At 75.0% G+C, this 21,849-nt stretch carries 14 protein-coding genes; 10 read left to right on the top strand and 4 right to left on the bottom strand.

Annotated elements, in window-relative coordinates:
- Positions 1 to 480: 480 nt before the first annotated feature.
- Positions 481 to 1,911, top strand: coding sequence for a DUF4173 domain-containing protein (locus C2142_RS12395; protein WP_241002537.1), 1,431 nt, complete (start codon positions 481 to 483; stop codon positions 1,909 to 1,911).
- 279 nt (positions 1,912 to 2,190) lie between these two features.
- Here C2142_RS12395 and C2142_RS12390 read toward each other — a convergent pair whose 3' ends face one another.
- Entirely contained in the window at positions 2,191 to 3,702 is a 1,512-nt protein-coding gene (locus C2142_RS12390) for an MFS transporter (RefSeq protein WP_241003175.1), read from the bottom strand.
- 166 nt (positions 3,703 to 3,868) lie between these two features.
- On the opposite strand from C2142_RS12390, the gene C2142_RS12385 reads away from it, so the two are divergent.
- The 3 genes from C2142_RS12385 to C2142_RS12375 all read left to right on the top strand — a co-directional run bounded on the left by C2142_RS12385 (position 3,869) and on the right by C2142_RS12375 (position 6,476).
- Positions 3,869 to 4,615 (top strand): TetR/AcrR family transcriptional regulator, encoded by a 747-nt coding sequence (locus C2142_RS12385; RefSeq protein ID WP_148642695.1) that lies wholly within the window; start codon positions 3,869 to 3,871, stop codon positions 4,613 to 4,615.
- Positions 4,616 to 4,942: 327 nt separating this feature from the next.
- Complete coding sequence (locus tag C2142_RS12380) at positions 4,943 to 5,653, top strand: ribonuclease HII (protein WP_148642694.1); 711 nt, start codon at positions 4,943 to 4,945, stop codon at positions 5,651 to 5,653.
- Between the two features lie 292 nt (positions 5,654 to 5,945).
- Positions 5,946 to 6,476 carry a hypothetical protein gene (locus tag C2142_RS12375; RefSeq protein ID WP_346766375.1) on the top strand — a complete coding sequence of 177 codons (531 nt, stop codon included), beginning with the start codon at positions 5,946 to 5,948 and terminating at the stop codon, positions 6,474 to 6,476.
- Between the two features lie 280 nt (positions 6,477 to 6,756).
- Here the strand turns inward: C2142_RS12375 and C2142_RS12370 are convergent, their stop codons facing one another.
- Together C2142_RS12370 and C2142_RS12365 are read right to left on the bottom strand one after the other, a co-directional pair.
- Entirely contained in the window at positions 6,757 to 7,449 is a 693-nt protein-coding gene (locus C2142_RS12370) for a hypothetical protein (protein ID WP_241003174.1), read from the bottom strand.
- Positions 7,450 to 7,894: 445 nt separating this feature from the next.
- Complete coding sequence (locus tag C2142_RS12365) at positions 7,895 to 10,150, bottom strand: RecQ family ATP-dependent DNA helicase (protein WP_148642693.1); 2,256 nt, start codon at positions 10,148 to 10,150, stop codon at positions 7,895 to 7,897.
- Between the two features lie 229 nt (positions 10,151 to 10,379).
- Here C2142_RS12365 and C2142_RS12360 point away from each other — a divergent pair, with 229 nt between their 5' ends.
- Positions 10,380 to 11,954, top strand: coding sequence for a DUF4192 domain-containing protein (locus C2142_RS12360; protein WP_148642692.1), 1,575 nt, complete (start codon positions 10,380 to 10,382; stop codon positions 11,952 to 11,954).
- A 187-nt stretch (positions 11,955 to 12,141) separates the two neighbouring features.
- Here the strand turns inward: C2142_RS12360 and C2142_RS12355 are convergent, their stop codons facing one another.
- Positions 12,142 to 13,455 (bottom strand): alpha/beta fold hydrolase, encoded by a 1,314-nt coding sequence (locus tag C2142_RS12355; protein WP_148642691.1) that lies wholly within the window; start codon positions 13,453 to 13,455, stop codon positions 12,142 to 12,144.
- 746 nt (positions 13,456 to 14,201) lie between these two features.
- On the opposite strand from C2142_RS12355, the gene C2142_RS12350 reads away from it, so the two are divergent.
- The 5 genes from C2142_RS12350 (at position 14,202) to C2142_RS12330 (ending at position 21,381) form a co-directional block, all read left to right on the top strand.
- Entirely contained in the window at positions 14,202 to 16,385 is a 2,184-nt protein-coding gene (locus C2142_RS12350) for a glycogen debranching N-terminal domain-containing protein (RefSeq protein WP_148644733.1), read from the top strand.
- A gap of 304 nt (positions 16,386 to 16,689) precedes the next feature.
- Positions 16,690 to 17,448 (top strand): NUDIX domain-containing protein, encoded by a 759-nt coding sequence (locus tag C2142_RS12345; RefSeq protein ID WP_148642690.1) that lies wholly within the window; start codon positions 16,690 to 16,692, stop codon positions 17,446 to 17,448.
- A 228-nt stretch (positions 17,449 to 17,676) separates the two neighbouring features.
- Positions 17,677 to 19,395: an ATP-binding cassette domain-containing protein gene (locus C2142_RS12340; protein WP_162002459.1), complete on the top strand. Its 1,719-nt coding sequence runs from the start codon at positions 17,677 to 17,679 to the stop codon at positions 19,393 to 19,395.
- A gap of 3 nt (positions 19,396 to 19,398) precedes the next feature.
- Complete coding sequence (locus C2142_RS12335) at positions 19,399 to 20,304, top strand: hypothetical protein (protein ID WP_148642688.1); 906 nt, start codon at positions 19,399 to 19,401, stop codon at positions 20,302 to 20,304.
- 144 nt (positions 20,305 to 20,448) lie between these two features.
- Positions 20,449 to 21,381 (top strand): FadR/GntR family transcriptional regulator, encoded by a 933-nt coding sequence (locus tag C2142_RS12330; RefSeq protein ID WP_148642687.1) that lies wholly within the window; start codon positions 20,449 to 20,451, stop codon positions 21,379 to 21,381.
- The last annotated feature ends 468 nt before the right edge of the window (positions 21,382 to 21,849 follow it).

The following is a 21,849-nucleotide window of genomic DNA, read 5'->3' as shown; positions in this document are numbered from 1 at the left end:
CCCAGGGCGGCTTCCGCATGCCCACCGACCTCTGAGGGGGAACGCGTGTCAGGTCTTTCCACGCCCGCACCGGGGGACGGGCCGTCCGATCCCGGCGCGTCCGGTGCGGGTGCCTCTGGTCCCGGCGCCTCCGGTGCGGGTGCCTCCGACGCGAGTGCGAGTGCGCGTGCGGGTGCGTCCGGTGCTGGTGCGTCCGGTGCTGGCGCCGGTGCTGGTGCTGGTGCGTACGGGGCGGGTGTCTCCGGTTCTGACGGGCCTGGTTCCGGCGGGGCCGGAGCCGTTCCCGGCCCGTTCGGGCCCGGTGCGCCCGGCGCTCCGGGCGGCGGCCAGGCGGCCTTCGACGCGTACCGCGGACCGGCCGGTCCCGCCAACCCGTACCGCGCGCCGGCCGCCGGCGCGGCGCCGCAGCCCAACGGGTGGCTGCGTCCCAGCGACCCGGGCGCCAAGGCCCCGGCCCCGCCGCGGGCACTGCTCGCCGCGGTGCTGACCGGCCTGCTGACAGCCTGGCTGATGGGCAGCGGCCTCGGCGTCAACCTGCTGGTCTGCGGCACGGTCGCCGCCGCCGGCGCAGGCCTCTCCGCCTGGTCGGCCGGTCGGCGAATACGCCCCTGGACGGTGGCGTGGAGCGTGCTCGCCCTGGCCCTGCTCGTGGTGCCCGCACTCTTCGACGCGGGCTGGCCGACGGTGCTCTCCACGGTCTGCGCGCTGGCCCTGGCCTCGCTCGCCCTGCACGGCGGCCGCCGCTGGGCGGGCGTGCTGCTGGCTCTGCCCGGCATCCTCTGGCAGCTCGTGCCCGGCCTTCGCTGGGCCCGGGACGGCCTGCGCGGCCTCGCCCTGCCCGGCCGCGGCAAGGTGGTTCCGGTGCTGCGCGCCGTCGTGGTGGCCGTCGTGCTGCTGACCGTCTTCGGCTGGCTGTTCGCCAGCGCCGACGCGGCCATGGCGGATGTCCTGGGGAACCTCAGCCCCAGCCTCGACCTCGGTGAACTCCCGCTGCGCTTCCTGCTCTTCGTCCTCGGTCTGGTCACCGCGCTCGGCTTCGCCCACATCGCGGCCGGCCCGCGCCGCTGGGACCGCACGGTGATCCGTCCGGGCCGCGAGCGCGGCCGGCTGGAGTGGGTGCTGCCGCTGGCCGCGCTCAACCTGATGTTCGGCGCCTTCGCGCTGGTCCAGGCCGTGGTGGTGCTCGGCGGCCGGGACTCGATCATGGAGAACACCGGGATGAGCCGCTCCGAGTACGCCCGGCAGGGCTTCTGGCAGCTGATGGCCGTCACCGTGCTGACCCTGGTCGTGGTCGCCGTCGCCAAGCGCTGGGCGCCGCGCAGCTCGGAGTCGGACCGCCGGCTGGCCCGGATCCTGCTCGGCGCGCTCAGCCTGCTCACCCTGGTCGTGGTCGCCTCGGCGCTCGGCCGGATGTGGTTCTACGTCGACGCCTCCGGGCTGACCAGGCTGCGGCTCTGGGTGCTGGTGGTCGAGGTCTGGCTGGGCGTCGTGTTCGTGCTGCTGATCACGGCCGGGCTGGTCCGCTCCGCCGCCTGGCTGCCGCGCGCCGTGGTGCTCAGCGGCGCGCTGACCGCCGCCGTCTACGGGTTGATGGGGCCGGACGCCATCGTCGCCGAGCAGAACGTGGCCCGCTTCGAGCGCACCGGGCAGATCGACCTGCGCAACGTCCGCGACCTCTCGCTCGACGCCGTCCCGGCCCTCGACCGGCTGCCCGCGAAGCACCGGACCTGCGCCCTGGAGAAGCAGTGGTTCGACCTTCCCGACGAGGCCTCGCCCTGGTACGCCACCAGCCTCGCCGAGTCGCGCTCCCGCGGGATCCTGCTGGACCACCCGCCGGTCGGTCCGGGGAACGCCGCCTCGGACGCCTGCAAGGCGGTGGGCCTGCAGCGCGGGTTCTTCGGCGAGTACTGATTCCGCGGGTTCAGCGGCGAGTACTGATCCGGCGGGTTCTTCGGCGAGTACTGATGTCGGGCGCCGGCACTTCGCCGTCGCCGCGGAAACGACCGGGCCGGCCGGGAGCGATGCTGCTCCCGGCCGGCCCTCGCGGTGAGGCCTCCACGGCCCGACCTCGGTACGGCGTCCGACTCGCTGCCCGGCCTGGCGCCCGGCCTGGCCCCGGCGTGGCGCCCGGCCTCGGTGCACGGCCTCGGGGCCTCGGTGCACGGACTGACCTCGGTGCGGTGCCCGGCCTCAGTGCAGCGCGACACCTGCGGCGTCCGACGGCAGGTCGGAAGCCTTGGCCTTGATCACGAACACGGCCGACAGCAGGGCGACACCCGCGAGCGCCGCACCCACGATGAAGGCGTGCGAGATGCCGTACGCCAGCATCTGGTTACCGGCCTCCGCCAGCTGTTCCTTGGTCGGCACGACGTTCTTCGGGGCCGCGGCCATCAGCTCGGCCTTCTTGTCGTCGAAGGACCGGGCGAACACGGTGGTCAGGATCGACAGGCCCAGCGAACCGCCGATCTGCTGCATCGAGTTGAGCAGTCCGGAGGCGGCGCCGGTGTCACGGGTGGAGACGCCCGCGACGGCGAGCAGCATGACCGGGACGAAGATCAGACCCATGCCGAAGCCGAACATCACCGTGGGGCCGAGAATGCTGTCGACGTAGCCGCTGTCGGCGTTCATCCGGGTGAGCCAGCTGAGGCCGCCGGTGACCAGGACGGCGCCGGTGACCATGAAGGGCTTGGGGCCGTACTTCGCCTGGAGCGCCGAGGCGACCTGCGCCGCCACGATGATCGAGGCGCTGATCGGCAGGAAGGCGACGCCGGCCCGCAGCGGACTGTAGCCGAGCGGACCCTGCACGAACAGCGTGATGTAGAAGAAGATGCCGAACATGGCCGCGGCCAGGCAGAGCATCATCACCAGGCCGCCGGTGCGGTTCCGGTCGAGGAACAGGTGCAGCGGGGTGATCGGCTGGGCGGTCCTGCGCTCGATCACGATGAACGCGAACAGCAGCAGCGCGCCCGCCGCGAACGAGCCCAGCGTCACGGAGTCCGTCCAGCCGTCCGAGGCGGCCCGGATGAACCCGTAGACCAGGCCGATCAGGCCCAGCGTCGAGGTGAGCGCCCCGGGAAGGTCGAAGCGGCCCTCCTGGCGCTCCGACTCGGCGATGTAGCGCGGGGCGGCGAACGCGATCAGGACCGCGATCGGCACGTTGACGAAGAAGACCCAGCGCCAGTCCAGGTATTCCGTGAGCAGGCCGCCGGCCAGCAGGCCGATCGCGGCACCCGACCCGGCCACCGCGGAGAAGACGCCGAACGCCCTGTTGCGTTCCGGCCCCTCCTCGAAGTTGGTCGCGATCAGGGCGAAGGCCGTCGGCGAACAGATCGCGCCGCCGATGCCCTGCAGGGCGCGGGCGGCGAGCAGCATCCCGCCGTCCTGCGCGAAGCCGCCCAGCAGCGAGGCCAGGCCGAACAGCAGTGTGCCGGCGATGAACACCCGGCGGCGGCCGAGGATGTCGCCCGCGCGACCGCCGAGCAGCAGCAGGCCGCCGAAGGTCAGGGTGTAGGCGTTGATCACCCACGACAGGTTGGTGGTGGAGAAGTGCAGCGCGTCCCGGATCTGCGGCAACGCGATGTTCACGATCGTGGCGTCGAGCACCACCATGAGCTGCGTGGCCGCGATGACGGCCAGGGTGATGCCCTTGTGCCGGCCCTGGTCACCTTGCGATGGTGTGCTCTTGCTGAGTGTGTCGGAGATAGCCAAGTTGATGCCCCCTGCTGGCTATTGCTTCGTATGCTGTGGACCCTGGGTCCGGCACAGCCCTACGGCGTCCCGCTGGCTATGAAGGAACGGGATCGTTCACTAATGTGGACGATATCCTGGGCGAGATTGTGAACGCAAGCGTTCCCTAAGGTTGGTGACGATGGATCAGTTGGTGCGACGCCAGGCGGTGAGCGCGGCGGCCGGCCGGGCCGTGGAGCGGACTGCGGGGCGTTCGGGAGAACGCCCGGTCGCCCCCGAACCGACACCTGTCGCCCCGGCGGTTGCGCTCGCGGCGCTCTGTCCGGTCAAGGCGGCCGCCGAGGTCCTCTCCCGGCCGGCGCGCCGCCGGGGGAAGGAACTTGAGCAGGCCATCTTCGAGGCCACGCTCGATCAGCTCACCTCCGGCGGATTCGCGCGGCTGACGATGGAAGGCGTCGCCGGTGCCGCGCGGACCGGGAAGGCCGCGCTGTACCGGCGTTGGGCATCCAAGGTCGAACTGGTCATCGACGCCCTGGACTCCACTCTGCCACGCCCTTCGGACACCCCGGACCTCGGGTCCGCCCGTAGTGAACTCCTGCTGCTCATCGAGGGTTTCACCGCGGCGATGGGCTCCCGGGCGGGCGCCGCGATGCACGCGCTGATGTCCGAGCTGGACCACGAGCAGGCCGAGCTGTTCAAGGACTTCATCACGCGGAGGGTGATCGAACCGACCAAGGGCACCATTCTGGACATCCTCCGCCGGGGCGCCGGGCGCGGCGACGTCCGGCCCGGCGCGGCCACCTCGCTCGTGGCCGACGTGGCCCCGGCGATGCTGATGTACCGGGTGAAGGTCTGCGGGCGTGAGATCGGGGCGGACTTCGCGGCCGAGCTGGTTGACGAGGTGATGATGCCGCTGATCCGCGCGTGAGGGTTCTGGGGGCGGGGAGCCGGGGGCCGGGGCCTGAGGTCTGAGGTCTGAGGGGCTGACGGGCCGAGGGGGCCGAGGGGGCTGAGGGCCCAGGGGGTCCTGGCGGCCTTGCGTGCCCGCGAGGCTTGAGGGCCGGGGGCCTGGGTGCCCCGGGATCCCGCGTGCCCCGGAGCGGGGGCCGGGGTGTGAGGCTCTGGGCGGCGGCGTCGCCGTCGGGTCCTGGGCTGCGGGGGCCTGGAGCACGGGGCGGGACGGCTGGGACGGGATGGTCGGGGCGGCACCGGGCGGGGCTTAGGCTGGAGGTTGCCCCACTCGAAGGACACCGCGATGCCCATCGTTCCGCCGACGCACTCCGTCGAGCGCTCGCTCCGCCGGGCCGGCGCCAAGATCGTCGTCGGTCTCGACGAGGTCGGGCGCGGCGCCTGGGCCGGCCCGGTCACCGTGGGTGCCGCCGTCACCGGCCTGCGCAAGCCGCCGGAGGGTCTGACCGACTCCAAGCTGCTCACCGAGCTGCGCCGTGAGGCGCTCGCCCCGGTGCTCGCCGACTGGGTGGCCGCGTACGCGCTCGGTCATGCCACGGCTCTGGAGTGCGACGAGCTCGGGATGACCGCCGCCCTCCGGCTGGCCGCCGTCCGCGCGCTGGAGGCACTGCCGGTGGAGCCGGACGCGGTGATACTCGACGGCAAGCACGACTACCTGGGCGGCCCCTGGCGGGTGCGCACGGTGATCAAGGGAGACCAGTCCTGCATCTGCGTCTCGGCCGCCTCGGTGCTCGCCAAGGTGCACCGCGACGGCATGATGGCCGAACTCGGCGAGGCGCACCCGGAGTACGGCTTCGCCGACAACGCCGGCTACCCGTCGCCGGTCCACCGTGCCGCGCTGGAGGAGTTCGGTCCGACCGAACAGCACCGGCTCTCCTGGGCGTACATGGACGGCCTGCCCCAGTGGCGTCATCTGAAGCGGAACAGGGTCGGCGTGGGTGCGGGCGGAGCGGGTTCGGGCGGATCGGCCGACGAACAGTTGATGCTCGGTTTCTGACGTTCCGTCGGGAATTGCCGGGGTGGGGGCGGGCGGTTCGTGGTGCCCAATAGGTGGGGTGCCCGTGCGCGCCCGACCGGCATTTGATAGATATCCGGGTATGCCTGTCTTCCCCGAGGAGCCGGAGATTCACAAGAGCCTCCCGGGCCCCGGCGTTCCCTTCCCCCGTGAGTCGGACGCACAAGCCCTTCCCACACCTGCCGTTGGCAGCTCGACCACTACCGCACCGTCGGCCGCCGCTGCCGCACCGTCGGCCGCCACTACCGCACCGTCGGTCGTCGCACCGGTTCCGGTGCCGGGCCCGCGTTCCGCACCTCCGCGGCCGGCGCCGGCGCGCGCCGACCGTCCGGGGCCGCCGCGTACGGCCCGGATCCCCAAGCCCGGCCCGCGCCGCCCGGCGCCCGCCGCACCGCAGCCCGCGGTCCAGCTGGTCGCCGCCACCACGGCACAGGCCCTGGACCGCGCGGACGAGGCGGTCGACCAACTGCTGGACGCCGGGCGCAAGCCGGGCGACATCCTGGTGCTGACGGTCGGCGAGGCGCACCCCTGGCAGCAGCACGAGCTCTCCTTCGGTGAGGAGCGCTACTGGGCGCAACTCGCCGAGGGCGGGGACGTGTTCTACGCCGACGCCGCGCTGACCCGTCCGGCCCGCCGCGAGGTGGTCGTGCTGGTCGTCAACGGCGGTACGGCCGGCCGCGCCGCCGAGGCCTACACCAAGGCGCTCGGCCACACGGCCGCGCTCCTGGTGGTCTGCGGCGACGCCGGTCCCGCAGCCGCAGCCGCAGCCGCAGCCGGCCCGACCAGCGGGCGCCTGCCCGCCTGACACCCCTGGACCGTCCGGGCCCGATGCCGCCGAGGCGCCGGGCCCGGTTCGCGTTGTGCGGCCCGCGCCGGGTGGCCGTGCAGGGTGCCTGTGCAGGGTTCGCGTACAGGCGCCCGGGGTGCTGGAGCGCGGGGTGTGCGGCGCGGTGGCCGTGAAGGGTCGGCCGTTGCGCGGGGTGGTGCGTGGGAGTAGGTGATCCCCGGAGGTCCGAGTCCTGCTCCCGGCGCACCGTGTCCCGCGTTCGGTGGTGCTCCGTGCCATGTCGCCGGTGCGGGTCGCGTCAGCGGGTACCGGTGCGCCGGGCCGGCTCGATGGCCGTGACGCGGGCCGGAGTCCACGGGAGCTCGGACGCCCGGGGGCGCTGCGACCGGTCGCCACGCTGGCTCCGCTCCGCCGGGGGGAGCCGGGCCGACCGGGGCGGCAGCTCCGTCACGGTGTGGACCGGCCCGTCCGCCCAGGAGCCCGCGTTCGGGTTGCGTCCGCCGCGCTCGTCGCCGAGGACCTGCCAGCCCGCCGGGGTCAGCGCGATGTACGAACCGCAGCGCAGCCCGTGCAGCACGGCCGCATCCTGCAGGGCCCACATCCAGGCGCCGTCCTGCTCCGTCCAGCCGGCCGCACCCTCGCGGCAGCGCAGCAGCACGGCCGTCCGGGTCGGGGCGGCCTGTCGCAGGTCGTGCGGGGTGACCTGGCGCAGGTGCGAAAGGATCGCGTTGCGGTGCTGCCAGCCGTCGGTGTCGTGGGGCCAGGGTGCGAACGAGGCGGAGGCGGTCAGCCGGTGCGACGCGTCCACCACGCCGACCACGACCGTGCCCGGCTGGGGCAGGTGGCGCTGGTGCAGCTCCAGGACGAACTCGCGCGGATCGCGCAGCAACGGGACCCCCGCGGCCGTCCACGCCTCCAGATCGAGCACCCGTCTGGGCGACGAACTCCGGGCGAGGGGATACTGACCTCGGCCGATACCGTTGATCACGATCCTCCTTCCCGACCCACGGGCGCGCGGGTACCTGCGTACGCCGAAGGCCTGGTCCATCGGACCGGCTTCCGGGTACGGTCCGATTCTCAGGGCAGATGGGGCGGAGCGGCAACGATGAAATGATGAACGGCGCCCGAAAGCCAACGTTCTGCCAGATATATTCCACCGCCGTGCGGGCGTCAGTCAGGCGGCGCCAGATCGTGATCCGGGGCGCCCGAAGGCCTCCGTGGAGCATCCTGAGCAACATCCGCCCCTCCTTCCCCGATCGGTGCGGCATGCGGTCGCGGTTGTTCCGGCGATCACCTCCGTTACTCCATTCGAGTGATGGCTGCTGTCGGGCCTTCCAGGTCCTCCGCTCTGAACCGACCCGCCGTCCTCCACCGGCCCTCCCGCTCCGAGCCGGTCCTCCCGTTGTGTCGGCCCTCCGCCTCTGCGGCCCGGTGCCTCAGCCCTGCACGGCCAGTACGAGGGGCAGGACCGCGCTCGCCCCGGCCTTGCGCAGCAGCCGGGCGGCGACGGTGACCGTCCACCCGGAGTCGACCAGGTCGTCCACCAACAGCACCGGCCCGCCCGCCCCGGCCACCGCGGCCGCCACCTCCGGCGGCAGGACGAGAGCGCCAGCCAGCGAGTGCAGCCGCTGGGCGCTGTTGCTGCGCGCACCGTGCGGGGGCTGTCCGGTCGCGTACTCGATCCGCCCGAGCAGCGGCAGCCGACCGATCTCGGCGATCCGGGCGCTGAGGCTGCCGACCAGTTGTGGCCTGCCGGACGAGGCCATGGTCACCACACCGACCGGCCGCTCCAGCCGGGCGCCCTCGGTGGTCGCGGGCCCGGCCCAGCCGCCAGGGCCGCGTGCCCAGTCGGCCAGCACCGCGACCAGGGCGTCCACCGCCTCGCCGGGGACGGGAACGTCGGGTGCCTGGTCGGCGAGCAGGGTGCGCAGCCGGTTGCCCCAGCCGATGTCGGACAGCCGGCCGAGGGCCCGGCCGGACTCGGCCTGCTCGCCCGCCGGGATGCGGCCCTTGAGCGGCACGCCCAGCGCGTCCATGCCGGTGGGCCAGAGCCGGCGTGGCTCGAAGCTCACCCCGGGCCGGCCGAGCGCGGCCCGGGCCGCGTCCATCGCCTCGGCGGACACCTCGGGAGTGTGCAGCGGCCCGGCGCAGTTGTCGCAGCGGCCGCACGGCACGGCCTGCTCGTCGTCGAGCTGCCGCCGCAGGAACTCCATCCGGCATCCGGTGCCCGACGCGTACTCGCGCATGGCCCGCTGCTCGGCCTCGCGGGAGGCCGCGACCTTGGCGTACCGGGCGGTGTCGTACTGCCAGCTCTGCCCGGTGGCAGTCCAGCCGCCCTTGACCCGCCGCACCGCGCCGTCCACGTCGAGGACCTTGAGCATGGTCTCCAGCCGGGCGCGGCGAAGGTCCACCCGGGGCTCGAGGGCGGCGGTGGAGAGCGGCCGCCCGGCCTCGGTGAGCGCGTTGATGGTGCGGCGCACCTGCTCCTCCGGCGGGAAGGCCAGCGAGGCGAAGTAGCGCCAGATCGCCTCGTCCTCGCGCCCGGGCAGCAGCAGCACCTCGGCCCGGTCGACGCCGCGGCCGGCCCGGCCCACCTGCTGGTAGTAGGCGATGGGCGAGCTCGGCGAGCCCAGGTGGACCACGAAGCCGAGGTCGGGCTTGTCGAAGCCCATGCCGAGCGCGGAGGTGGCGACCAGGGCCTTGACCCGGTTGGCCAGCAGGTCCGCCTCGGCGGTCCGGCGCTCGGCGTCCTCGGTGCGGCCCGAGTACGAGGCCACCGCGAAGCCCCGCTCGCGCAGGAAGGCCGTGACCTCGTCGGCGGCGGCGACCGTCAGGGTGTAGACGATGCCGGAGCCGGGCAGCCGGTCGAGGTGGTCGGCCAGCCAGGCCAGGCGGTGCGCCGGATCGGGCAGGGCGAGCACGCCGAGGGTGAGGCTCTCACGGTCGAGCGGCCCGCGCAGCACCAGGGCGTGCGCGTCGGTGGTGCCGGTGCCCAGCTGCTCGGCGACGTCGGCGGTGACCCGGGCGTTGGCCGTGGCGGTGGTGGCCAGCACCGGGACGCCCGGCGAGAGGTCGGCGAGCATGGTGCGAAGCCGCCGGTAGTCGGGGCGGAAGTCGTGGCCCCAGTCGGAGATGCAGTGGGCCTCGTCGACCACCAGGAGGCCGGTGGAGGCGGCGAGCTTGGGCAGCACCTGGTCGCGGAAGTCGGGGTTGTTCAGCCGCTCGGGGCTGACCAGCAGGATGTCCACGGCCCCGGCCGCGACCTCGGCCTGGATCGCGTCCCACTCGTCGGTGTTGGCCGAGTTGATGGTGCGGGCGTGGATGCCGGCCCTGGCCGCCGACTCCACCTGGTTGCGCATCAGGGCGAGCAGGGGGGAGACGATCACCGTCGGCCCGGCGCCGCGGGCGCGCAGCAGGGCGGTGGCGATGAAGTAGACCGCGGACTTGCCCCAGCCGGTGCGCTGCACCACGAGGGCCCGCCGGTGGTCGACGACCAGGGCCTCGATGGCCGTCCACTGGTCGTCGCGGAGCGTGGCGGCGGGCCCGGCGAGCTCGCGCAGGACGGCCTCGGCCCGCGCCCGGACCTCGGCACGGTCGGCGGCCGTGGCGCTGCCGGGGGCGGTGCCCGCCGTGCCGGTGCCGGCCGTGGTGGTGTCGTCGGTGGCGCTGGTGTGGGTCTGCGGCTGCTGCATGCCGTCCATGTAACCCCGAGGTGCCGACAAAGGGCGAACGGCGGCCGGGCACGGGCGGGTGGAGTCCGGGTGCATTTCATCCGCTCTTCCGCTGAACGGCCGTCAAATATCCCTCGGGAGAGTGGTCCTGGCCGCCCCGAACGGGGGACGTTTTATCCACAGGCGGGGTTTATCCACAGGAAAAAAGAAGAATCCGGAGGCGTTCGCGAATTGCGGCAATCTTCCGGCCATGAACAACGAACGCATCACGCTTCCCTTCGGCCATTCCTCGGGATCCCGGCCGGTCACCATGCGGGGCCCGGCCGACATGGCCGAGCTGCTGCCCTACCTGCTCGGCTTCTTCCCCGACGACAGCATCGTCGCCGTCGGTCTCCAGGGGCCGGAGCTCCACCAGGGCGGGGTGATCCGGCTGGACATCCCGGAGTCGCCGGCGCAGTGGGCGGCCGCCGCCGACGAGACGGCCGCCCTGCTCGTCGGCTTGTCCGAGCAGCGGGACCGCCGCCCGGCCCAGGTGCTCCTCTACCTCTGCCAGGACCCCGTCGGCGAGCACGGCCCGCCCGTGCTCGACGGGCTCGGACCGCTCGCCGCGGAGCTGCGGGCGGCCTTCGAGAGCAGGGGAGTACCGGTGAAGGAGTCGCTCTGCGTCTCCGCCGGGCGCTGGTGGTCCTTCCTCTGCCGCCGCGAGGGGTGCTGCGATCCGGCGGGTCATCCGATCCGGCACGCGCCCGGCCCCGGAGCGGCGGCGGTGGCGGCCACCTTCGCCGGTCTCGCGCCGCGCGGCAGCCGCAAGGCGATCGTCGCCGGGCTGGCGCCGATCGGCCCGCCCGGTGCTGACGCGCAGCGCCTGGCGCTCGCCCGGGCCACGGACGGCAGGGGAGCCGGGCTCGGGCCGGTGCTCTCCCTGGAACAGGGCACCGAGCTGCTCGACCGGGCCGTCGCCGAGTTCATGGCCGGCGCCCGCGAGCTCGACGAACACCGGACGGCACAGCTGCTCGTCGCGCTCCAGGACCGGCGCACCCGGGACCGCGCCGCCGAGTACGCCCGGCCCGCCGAGCTCGCCCCCGCCCAGCGGCTCTGGCGCTTCCTTGCCCGGCGCTGCGTGCCGCCCTACACGGGCTACGCCCCGCCCCCGCTCACCCTGCTGGCCTGGGTGTCCTGGGTCGCGGGGGACAGCGCGACGGCCCGGGTCGTGCTCGCCCACGCGCTGCGCCTCAACCCCTCCTACCTGCTGGCCCAGCTGCTCTACGAGTCGCTGAACGGCGGTCTCTCCCCGGACTCGCTGCTGGCGAGGGCGGATGCCGAGCGGCGTCGCCGTACCGGGGCGGCGGAGGAGGCGGCAGCCCGCCGGGTGCCCGGGGCGGCTCGCGGTGCGGAGCACGAGCCCCGGGGCGGCCCGCCGGGCGAGCCGGATCGGGGCCAGGACCAGGGCCCGGACGAGGGCTCGGACCGAGGTCCGGGCCGGGGCCCCGACGAACCGCGCGATCCCGCCCCCTCGAAGTCCCGACGCCGGCGGGCCCGCCGAGGTCCGTCCGGGTCCGCTGCCTCCGCGGCCTCGGACACCGTGCCGTCGCACGGGTTGGTGGACCAGGCGGAGGGCCCGCCCGACGGCCCGGTCGCACAGCTGCGACAGCGGGCGGACCGCCCTGCCGGGTGCCGGCCGTCCGCGCAGCCGCGCGCCGCGCGCAAGCTGCGGCTGGGCCGCGCGTCGCCCTGGGCGCCCGCCGCACCGGCCGGTCCGATCGGCCGACGCGGCCGGTGCCGGGGCGTCCGGGGCCCGGCGATCGGATCGCGGCATGCGGAGTGACACCGTCGGCGGCGGGTTCCTCCTGCCGCGCCTGCCTGTCGACCGGGCGGGGCAACGGTCCCGCCCGGCCGGCGGAGGCCCGGAGAAGGCCACCGGCCGACTCCGCGCCGCCGTCCGCTCCGCGCTGGTGCACGGAGATCCGCGGCGTGCCGGCAGGCCACGACCGGGCCGGTCACGTCCCGGCCGGCTACGCCTCGCCGTGGGCCATCGCGAGCAGGCGGTCGAGCACCTTGCCGCCGCTCACCCGCAGGCCGTCGTGCTCCCATTCGTTGGTGATCCACGTCCGCAGGCCGCGCACGGCGAGGGCGGTCGCCAGCGAGTCGGCGGTGTCGACGTACATGTCGTCGTGGTAGACCGCCGCGACCACCGGCACCTCGTTGGCGGCCAGCCGCGCCGGGTCGTACAGGTCGGCCCAGTCGGTGCGGGCGGCGAGCAACTCGGCGGTCTCCTTCAGCGGCCGCAGCGCCGGGTCGGTGTCGAACATCCAGGGGTAGATCATCTCCCCGGTGAACAGCACCGGCGCCCCGGACTCCAGCGAAGCCAGGGCGTCGAACTCCGGGAACTCCTTGCGGACGCGCTCGGCCGACCACGCGGTCCCGGCCGGGTCGACCGACCGCTGCCCGTAGATCGACTCGTGCAGCACGGCGTACAGCGGCCCCTCGGCGAAGGAGAGCTTGGCCTGCACGCCGGCCAGGAACGTGTCGGACAGCTCGGGCCCGGCCGTCCCCTCCACCCATGCCTCCTCCAGGAGGTAGTGCAGGCTGCCGGAGCCGCTGCCGCCGCCCAGCATCATCCCGAGGGCCTGGAACGCCTGGACGGTGAGGAGCCCGCCACCGGGCAGCGTCGCGGGCGAGGCGGCCAGGTGCGCGGCGATCCGCCGCACCGCCTCGACGTCCTGCGGGAAGCGGGCGTAGTGCCCCTCGTTCTTGCCGACGACCCGGGGGTACGCGGCCCGGTAGACGTCGTCGGCCGAGCTGTGCAGGCCGGCCAGGCCACCGGTGACGAACGCCTCGTGCAGGCCTTCGGGTGCGATCGAGAGGTAGGTGAGGGTGCAGAAGCCGCCGAAGCTCTGCCCGAGCACGCTCCAGCGCCGGTCGTCGCCGAGCAGCCGGCGGCGGATCAGCTCGGCGTCCCGCACGATCGAGTCGGCGCGGAAGTGCGCCAGGTAGTCCGCCTGCTGCCGGGCGCCGCCGCGCCGGGCGAGGGTCTGCCGGTTCGCGGGCGTGGACCGCCCGGTGCCGCGCTGGTCGAGCAGGAGCACCCGGTAGTCGTCGAGGGCGCGCTCGAGCCAGCCGTCGCGGCCGAGCGGGCGTCCGGCCTTGCCGCCGGGCCCGCCCTGGAGGAACAGCAGCCAGGGCAGGTCGTCCCTCTCGCGGCCCGGGGCCACCACCTCGCGGGCGTACACCTCGATCTGCTCGCCCTGCGGGGCAGCGTGGTCGAGGGGCAGCTGGAAGACGTGGTCGGTCGTGACGATCCCGGGCAGCCGGCTGGCGGTGGACATACAACTCCTCGGTATGTGCAGGTCACAGCGGTCGTGTCGCCGTCCACGGTGTTGCCGGTGCGGGCGCCGCGACCCCCGCACCGTATCCTGACGGCGTTCGGGCACCGGTTCGGTGGTTGCCGTCCTCGGCCACCCGCCTGCTGCGCCGTCCGCGGGCCGTGCACTGCGACCCCGGCGGTCGTGTCCGACCGGAACGACGCCCGAACGACGCCGTGGCAGCACCGGGACGACCACCCGGAACCACGGTCGGGAGCGCCGAACCGGCGCGCCGGGCGTTACCTGAGACCGGTCGGTGGCGTTCACCCCGGGAGCACTTCGCTCGGAAGGCCTCCGGGTCCGGAGACGGACCGAGCCGCGGCGGGCCCGGAGCCGGGTCCGTCAAAGCGCCGACGGCCGCCCGGGCGGGCCGGCATACGGAGGAAGCGGCGTGCCCCGTCGCCCGGACCGGCCGGTCCGGGGCACCAGCCGGTCCGGGGCGCCGGGCGGGACAGGGCGTCACCGGCACCGCCGGCCGCCGGACAAGACGACGCGCGGGCACCACGGGGTGCCCGGGGCGAGGCGGGGCCGGTACCGGAGCGGTGCCGCGCGCCGCATGGCACGACCCGGCGCCGGGTACGGCCAGGCACGGCACGCGCCGACGGGAAACCCCGTCGGCCAGGCACCACAGCACGCGATCGAGCATGCTCGCGGCCCACCGGCCTGACCGGCCACCGGACCGCCGAGGGGAGGAGAGTCCGGTGACCGCCATGAGGCCACCACAGGCGAGGCCGTCACAGGCCGTGCCGGCCGAGAGCGTGGCCGGCGCGCCGAGACCCGCCGGCCGTACCGACCAGGTCCCTGCGGGCGCGCCCGCCGGCCAGGCCCGGGCCTCGGCGCCACCGCGTCCGCAGCCCGCCGCCGTCCACCACTCGGTGCTCTGCGTCAACGCGCCCGCGATGGCAGCCTCCGGGCCGGACGGGCAGTTGCGCGGCCACGGTCTCCACGGTTTCTACCGCTCCGGCGTCCGGGTGCTGGCCCGGATGGAGCTGCGGATCGGCGGCATGGAGCCGCTGCCCCTCCAGGGGACGCTGACCACGGCGGCGCAGGCCCGTTTCCTCGGCGCGGTCCGGATCCCCGGCGACCCCGACCCCGACCCGGCGCTCACCGTCGAGCGGCTGCGGCACGCCGACGGCGTCGAGACCGTCACCGTCCGCAACACGGGCAGCCGGCCCGCCCGGCTGCCGCTGGAGATCGCGCTCGGCACGGACCTCGGCCCGGTCGGCGAGATCGCCGCCGGACACCGGTCGCCGGACCTGCCGGGCCAGGTGCAGTCCGCCGGGCTGCGCTGGGCGGGCCCCACCCACAGCGCCGTCGTCAGCGCCAAGCCGTCGCCGCACGCCGTCCTGGCCGGCGCCGGCGTACTGCGCTGGGACCTCGAAGTGCAGCCCGGCGCCCGTTGGTCGGTCGAGCTGCGCACCGAGCTGGAGAGCACCACCCCAGGCCCCCGGCCACCGGGCGGGCGCGGCACCGGGGTCCCGCTGCCCTGGGCGGAACCGGAGATCCGGAGCGACGACCCCCGGGTCGAGCTGCTGGTACCGCGATCCCTGGACGCCCTTGGGGGCCTGCTGTTCGCGGACCCGGACCGCCCGACCGACCTCTACCCGGCCTCCGGAGCGCCCTGGAGGTTCGGGCTCGCCCCGGCCGACGCGCTGTGGACGGCCCGGATGATCCTCCCGCTCGGCACCCGGCTGGCCGCCGGCACCCTCCGGGCGCTGGCCCGCCGTCAGCAGCTCGGCCCCGCCACCGGCCAGGCAGGAGCGGCGCAGGGGTCGGGCGGCCATGGCGGTCCGGGGCAGCCCGGCCGCCGCCCCGAAGGCCTGCTTCCCGGCGCCCTGCGGCACGGCGGGCCCGAGCTGCCGCCCGTCTGCACCGCCACCGAGGCGACGCTTCTCTTCATCACCGTGCTTGCCGAGGCCTGGCGCTGGGGCATGCCCCGGCAGGAGGTCGCCGAGCTGCTCCCGGCCGCCGAGCGCGCGCTCGGCGCCCTCCGTGACGGCCTGGTCGACGGCTTCGTCACCGACCTGAGCCGCCCGGTCGAGGACCGCGCCGCCCACCCCGTGGCGGCCCGGGCCGAGGTCCAGGCCCAGGCGCACCGGGCCGCCCTGCACGGCGCCGACCTCCTGGAGGCCTTCGGCCGTCCCGGCGCCGAGGAGTGGCACAGCTGGGCGGCCGCACTGCGAGGACGCTTCCGCGACCGGTTCTGGATCGACGACCTCTCCGGCGGGCGCCCGGCGGCCAGCCTCGGGCCGGGCGGCCAGCCACTGCCCGCGGTCGCCTCCTCCCTCGTCCACCTGCTCGACCCGGGGCTCTCCGCCGAGGGCGGGCGGCACGAGAGCCTGCTGGAGCGCGAGCAGACCAGGCTGCTCGCCCAGCGCCTGGCCGCGCCCGAGCTGGACAGCGGCTGGGGCCTGCGCACCCTCAGCGCCAAGTCGTCCCGGTTCAACCCGCTCGGCCACCGCAGCGGAGCGGTGCGCGTTCACGACACCGCCCTCGCGATCGCCGGGCTGGCCGAGGCCGGCCACGAGAACGAGGCCGGGGCGCTGCTGGAGGGCCTGCTCGGTGCAGCCGCCCACTTCGAGGGGCGGCTGCCGGAGATGTACGCGGGGGAGCAGCGAACGCCCGGTTGCCCGCCGGTGCCGCACCCGGCGGCCTGCCGCCCCGCGGCGGTCTCGGCGGCCGGCGCGGTGCACGCGGTGTTCGCACTCGCCGGGGTCCGTCCGGACGTCCCGGGCGGGCGGGTGCTGGTCCGCCCGGCCAGCACGGCGCCGCTCGGCGAGCTGCAGCTGACCGGCCTGCGCGTCGCGGGTGAGCCGTTCTCGGTCCGGGTGAGCCGGATCGGCGTGGCGATGGTCGAGGAGGCGTCCGCGGAGCTGCAACTGGTCGCCCGCTGACGCCACCGCCACCATGCGGGCGGCACCCGTGGCGGGCGGCTGCCAGGCCGGTCTCGGCCTGGCCCGCGGCCTGGCCCGTGCGGGCGGGGGCGGGTCCCGGCCGGGACCCGCCCCCGAGGCACCTCGGCCGGCCACCGGACCCGCCTCGGCCGGCTGCTGGGCCCGCCAGGTCCGGACCCGCCCCGGCCCGGGGCAGGTCCCGCGGTCCCGCCTGGTCCCGCCCCGGTCCACCCGGCGCGCGGTCACGGCACGGTCCGTGCACGGGCCTGTGCTTATCGTCAGAGAGACGACTATGATCGTCGCCATGTCGCGTTATGACCCGTCGGCCTTCCCCCCGTTCGCTGTCACGGTTGACCTGGTGGTGCTGACGGTGCGGGACCACGCGCTGTGTGCCTTGCTGGTCCGACGGGGCGAGCCCCCCTTCCAGGGCTACTGGGCGCTGCCCGGTGGCTTCGTCCGCCCGGACGAGGGCCTGGCCGAGGCGGCCTCCCGGGAGCTGGCCGAGGAGACCGGCCTGCGTGCCTACTCCGCCCCCGGTCACGACGCGGCGACCCCCGGCACGGCCGGCGCCCACCTGGAGCAGCTCGCGACCTACGGTCACCCGCAGCGTGACCCCCGGATGCGGGTGGTCAGCGTCGCGTACCTGGTCCTGGCCCCGGACCTGCCGACCCCGCGCGCCGGCGGCGACGCCAGCAGCGCCCGCTGGGCCCCCGTCACCGAACTGCTCGGAAAGAGCCCTGCGGACGAGGTCCCGCTCGCCTTCGACCACGGGCTGATCCTTGCCGACGGCGTCGAGCGCGCCCGTTCCAAGATCGAGTACTCCTCGCTGGCCACCGCCTTCTGCTCGCCGGAGTTCACTGTCGGCGAGCTGCGCCGCGTCTACGAGGCCGTGTGGGGCGTGGTGCTGGACCCCCGGAACTTCCATCGCAAGGTCACCGGCACCCCCGGCTTCCTGCTGCCCTCCGGCGGCACGACGACACGTCAGGGTGGCCGCCCGGCCCAGCTGTTCACCGCCGGCGGGGCAACCGTGCTCAACCCGCCGATGCTGCGCCCGGACTCCTGAGCGGGGCGGCGAGACGGTTCAGGGGGTCTTTCCCCCGTCGGCCGACGGCCCGTCGCAGGATCGGATTGTCCCCTGATCGGGTGAGGTGTGCGGCCCTCGGGCCCGCGCCGCTCCCGTAATGCCCGGAATCGCCATGGTGGCCCCCTAATGTGCTGCGCGGGGTCGCGCGGGCACGGCCCCGCGTCGCGCAGGGACGCAGGTCGGCCGAGGGCATGGGAGCAGCCAGCGATGATCCAGATCACCGGACTGACCAAGGTCTACCGCAGAGGCGGGCCGCCAGCGGTGCTCGATCTGACCTTCGACGCCCGCCCGGGAGTGGTGACGGCGTTGCTCGGCCCCGAGGACGCCGGCAAGTCCACCGCGCTGCGGCTGATGCTCGAACTCGAACGCGGCCGGGGTGTCACGCTCTTCGGCGGCCGCACCTACCGCCGACTGCGGCGCCCCGAGCGCGAGGTCGGCGTGCTGCTGCCCGGTCCGGGCGGAGCCGAGGGGGCCGTCGCGGGGCACCCAGGCCGAAAGGCGCACAGCCACCTGCGGATGCTGGCGGCGGCCGTCGGAGCCCCCGCCCGGCGGGCCGACGAGCTGCTGGAGCAGACCCGGCTCGCCCCCGTCGCCGGGCAGCGGCTGCGCACCTTCTCGCCCGGCATGCACCGTCGGCTGGCGCTCGCCACCGCCTTGCTCGGAGACCCGGGGACCCTTCTCCTCGACGCTCCCACCGAGGGCCTGTCGCCGCGCAACGTGGAGTGGTTCCACTCCTTCCTGCGCTCGTTCGGCGTGGCGGGCGGGACGGTCCTGGTGACCACCCGCACCCCGCAGGAGGCCGCCCAGCTCGCGGACCGGGTGATCACACTCGACCAGGGCCGGATGGTGGCCGACCAGCCGGTGACGGAGTTCCGCCGGACCCGGCTCAGCCCCGAGGTGGCGGTGCGCGGGCCGCAGATGGCCCGTCTCGCCGATCTCCTGGCCGGCCAGGGCGCGCAGGTGAGACGGGACGGCGGGGCGGGCCTCGCGGTGTCGGGGATCGGCCGTACCGAGATCGGTGAACTCGCCTACCAGCACGGCATCCTGCTGCACGAACTCGCCGACCGGGTGGTGGAGCAGCCCGCTCCCCGCGCCACGCTGCCCGTGGCCTCGGGCCGCTCCGGTCACCTCCACGTCCAGGGAGCGGACGGCCGGCCTCCGGCCGATTCCGTGCCCGACCGTCCGGCCAGGAGGCGGCCGGTGAAGGCCCGCCGGTCGGCCGACGAGCAGATGGCGGGTCAGGCGGCGGGTCAGGCGGCGGCCACCCGGGCGATGCGGCCGGCGACCGTGGACCCGGAGTCCGGGCCGGTGCCGGAACCGGAGCGGCGGGCCGGGCAGGCCCAGGTGCCCCAGCCCAGCGCCGAGACACCGGCCGGCCTCGCGCTCCCCGCCCTCGCACTGCCCGCCACCCCCGGCCCGGCCACCCCCGGCCCGGCCACCCCCGGCTCGGCCACCCCCGCCGGCAGCCCCGACAGCGCCTCCGCCGCGACCGCGCTGTCGGTGGTGGACCGGACGACCCGGACGACCCGGACCACCCCGCTCACCGGGCCCGAAACGCCAGGCCAGGACGACCTGGGCGACCTGGCCGACCTTCTGGAGCCGTCCCCGACCGTCGGGGTGGACCGTCTCTTCCGAGACGGCCTCAGCGGGCTGGTCCGGTCGGGCGGCAGCGGCCAGGCCGGCACCGATCCCCGCGACCGGTGCGAGGAGTCCGCTGCCGCAGGGGACCTGCTGACCGCCGACACCATCCGCCTCGGCCGCCTGGACCCGGCAACCGCCCCCGCCCGCACCTCCGCCCCCACGCGCACGCCCGACCCCACGCCCGAACCCACGTCCGAACACACCCCCACCCCCACGTCCGAACCCACCTCCACCCCCACCCCCACCCCCACCCCCACGCCCATCCCCGACCACCGGAGCGAGTGAACCGTGCGTGCCCTGGCCTACGAGCTGCGCCGGCTGCGCGGCCTCCGTTCCACCTGGTTGCTCCTCGCCACGGTGCTGGTCTGCGACGCCGTCGTGGCCGCCGTGCTGGCCGCGCAGGCGCCGGCGAGTGCGCTGGCCGGCCCGGCCGGCGTCCGGCTGCTCACGGCGACCGTCCCGCTGATCCCGCTGCCGTTCGCGGCACTCGGCGCCGGTGTGCTGGGCGCGCTCTCGTACGGGCACGAGGTGCGCCACCCGGGGCTGCCCGCCTCGCAGGTGTCGTACCTGCGCCGGGTGCGGCTGCTGCTGGCCAAGCTGGCGGTGATCGCCCCGGTGGCGGGGCTGCTGGCGCTGGCCACGCTGCTGGTCGACGTGGTGGCCGTGCACCTCGCCCTGCCGACGGGGGTGGCGGTGGCCGCCTGGTCGGACCCGGCGGCGCTCTCGGACCGGGTGTCCGCGGCGTTCTCCTCGGCGGGCCTGACCGGGTTCGCCGATCTCCCGGGCGCGCTGGCCCCGGCGGCGCTCGTGGCCGGTCACGGGGTGCCGGCCGCCCTGCTGGCCTTCGTCGGACTGGTGGTCGTGGCGGGCTGGACGGGCGTGCTGACGGCCTCGCTGACCCGCAGCGCCGCCGCCGGTGTCCTGCTGCTCTGCGCGCTGCCGCCGCTGCTGGAGTCCGCGGTGGCGCTGCTGCTGCGGCAGACGGGGACGGCCTGGCCGACCCGTGCGGCGGAGCTGCTGCCGTTCCAGTCCGGCATCGAGTGGGCGTACGGATGGGTGTACGGCGGGGACCGCCGGGTTGCGGCGGGCGGGTCGGCACTGACCGATCCCGCGCTGCTGGCGGCGGTGGCGGCGCCCGCGGCGGTGCTTCTGCTCGCCGCCCTCCTGGTCCAGGCGCGTCGCCGCGCGCTCTGAGCCCCCCGGAACGTCCCGCCCCGGCCGCCCCGCCGGGGCGGGGCCGTTGCTGACGGTCTGCCAAGATCGACCAGCTGTGACCGTAATGAGCGGTTCTTCCTGATAAGAAGTCAATTATCCAGTCACGGTCGATCACCCTTTCGTGTGCTTTTCACGAGAATCCTCAAGCTGGGCCCGCCGATCGCCGACAAAGGACCTGTGAGTACCCTTGCGCACCCCACCATGACCCCCGCCCGTTCCGCCGACGGCGCCATCCCCGGCTCCGGCGACCTGGACCGCTTCTCGTACGCCGACCGGCCGATCCCGCCGGCGCCCCGCTGGGAGGGCGCCGAGTCGGACCTGGCCCGGGTCGGTCGCAAGACCACCAGCAGCCGCGGCCGCGGTCTGCACGGCCAGCTGGTGCAGCAGCTCGGTCAGATGATCGTCTCGGGTGACCTCGGTGCCGACCGCCCGCTCGTCCCCGAGGAGATCGGCCAGCGGTTCGAGGTCTCCCGCACCGTGGTCCGCGAGTCGCTGCGCGTGCTGGAGGCCAAGGGCCTGGTCAGTGCCCGGCCGAACGTCGGCACCCGGGTTCGCCCGGTCGGCGACTGGAACCTGCTCGACCCGGACATCATCGAGTGGCGCGCCTTCGGCCCGCAGCGCGACGAGCAGCGCCGGGAGCTGTTCGAGCTCCGCTGGGCGATCGAGCCGCTGGCGGCCCGGCTCGCGGCCGGCCACGGCCGGGAGGACGTCCAGCAGCGGCTGGTCGAGCTGATCGAGATCATGGGCCACGCCTCCGCCCAGGCCGACCTGTCCACCTTCTCGCGGGCCGACGCCGAGCTGCACGCCCTCGTCCTGCAGATGGCCGGCAACCGGATGCTGGAGCACCTCTCCGGGATCGTCTCCGGTGCGCTCCAGGTGTCCGGCGGTCCGGCCACCTCCTGCGAGCGGCCCTCCGAGGCCTCGGTCAGCCTGCACGCCCGGCTGGTCGACGCGCTCGGCACCGGCGACGGCACGGCCGGCGAGGTCGCGATGCGGGCGCTGCTCACCGTCCACCCGGAGATCGAGCCGTCCGTCCCGGCCCCCCGGGAGCACTGAGCCGCCCCACCTGGCGACCGAGCGACCCCGGCGAACCCATGGCCCTCCGGCTGCACCCCACGGCGCGGTCGGAGGGCCCTTCCGTGCCGGGTCGCACACCCGCCTGCCCGGCCCTCCGGACGCACGCCACGCCGATATGTCCTGCCCATGCCAACCAACTTCGGCGCGAGTGCGCGATGATGGAAGCCGGCCCCGGGTCGCGGGCGCCGAGCGGTGTGACCCGCGACACGAAGGCCATGCGTAACACTTGACGAGTAGCAGCGATGTCTCCAGAGCGGAAGCAGCTCCGGAATACCCCAACATGTCAGAATGCTGTGTTGGTCTGCGGCGCTGCTGCCGTCCTGCAAACCCAGTCCTCAAGCCCGAGTCGGTCGGAATCGACACCGCGTGCCTGACGCGCGATTTCCTTCCCCGCCCGCTCGGGCGGCCGGTACGGGTTCGAGTCCACTCATCGTCCGAGAGTCGTGT

It is taken from the genome of Streptomyces sp. CB01881, assembly GCF_002953255.1.
Lineage (GTDB): Bacteria > Actinomycetota > Actinomycetes > Streptomycetales > Streptomycetaceae > Kitasatospora.
The sequence above is the reverse complement of the archived record's forward strand: the minus strand, read 5'-3'. Positions and strand labels throughout refer to the sequence as shown.

Excerpts from the sequence above, each read along its gene's own strand:
- C2142_RS12385 (WP_148642695.1), top strand. The coding sequence starts at position 3,869 with ATGGATCAGTTGGTGCGACGCCAGGCGGTGAGCGCGGCGGCCGGCCGG.
- C2142_RS12380 (WP_148642694.1), top strand. The coding sequence starts at position 4,943 with ATGCCCATCGTTCCGCCGACGCACTCCGTCGAGCGCTCGCTCCGCCGG.
- C2142_RS12365 (WP_148642693.1), bottom strand. The coding sequence starts at position 10,150 with ATGCAGCAGCCGCAGACCCACACCAGCGCCACCGACGACACCACCACG.
- C2142_RS12360 (WP_148642692.1), top strand. The coding sequence starts at position 10,380 with ATGAACAACGAACGCATCACGCTTCCCTTCGGCCATTCCTCGGGATCC.
- C2142_RS12355 (WP_148642691.1), bottom strand. The coding sequence starts at position 13,455 with ATGTCCACCGCCAGCCGGCTGCCCGGGATCGTCACGACCGACCACGTC.
- C2142_RS12350 (WP_148644733.1), top strand. The coding sequence starts at position 14,202 with ATGAGGCCACCACAGGCGAGGCCGTCACAGGCCGTGCCGGCCGAGAGC.
- C2142_RS12345 (WP_148642690.1), top strand. The coding sequence starts at position 16,690 with ATGTCGCGTTATGACCCGTCGGCCTTCCCCCCGTTCGCTGTCACGGTT.
- C2142_RS12340 (WP_162002459.1), top strand. The coding sequence starts at position 17,677 with ATGATCCAGATCACCGGACTGACCAAGGTCTACCGCAGAGGCGGGCCG.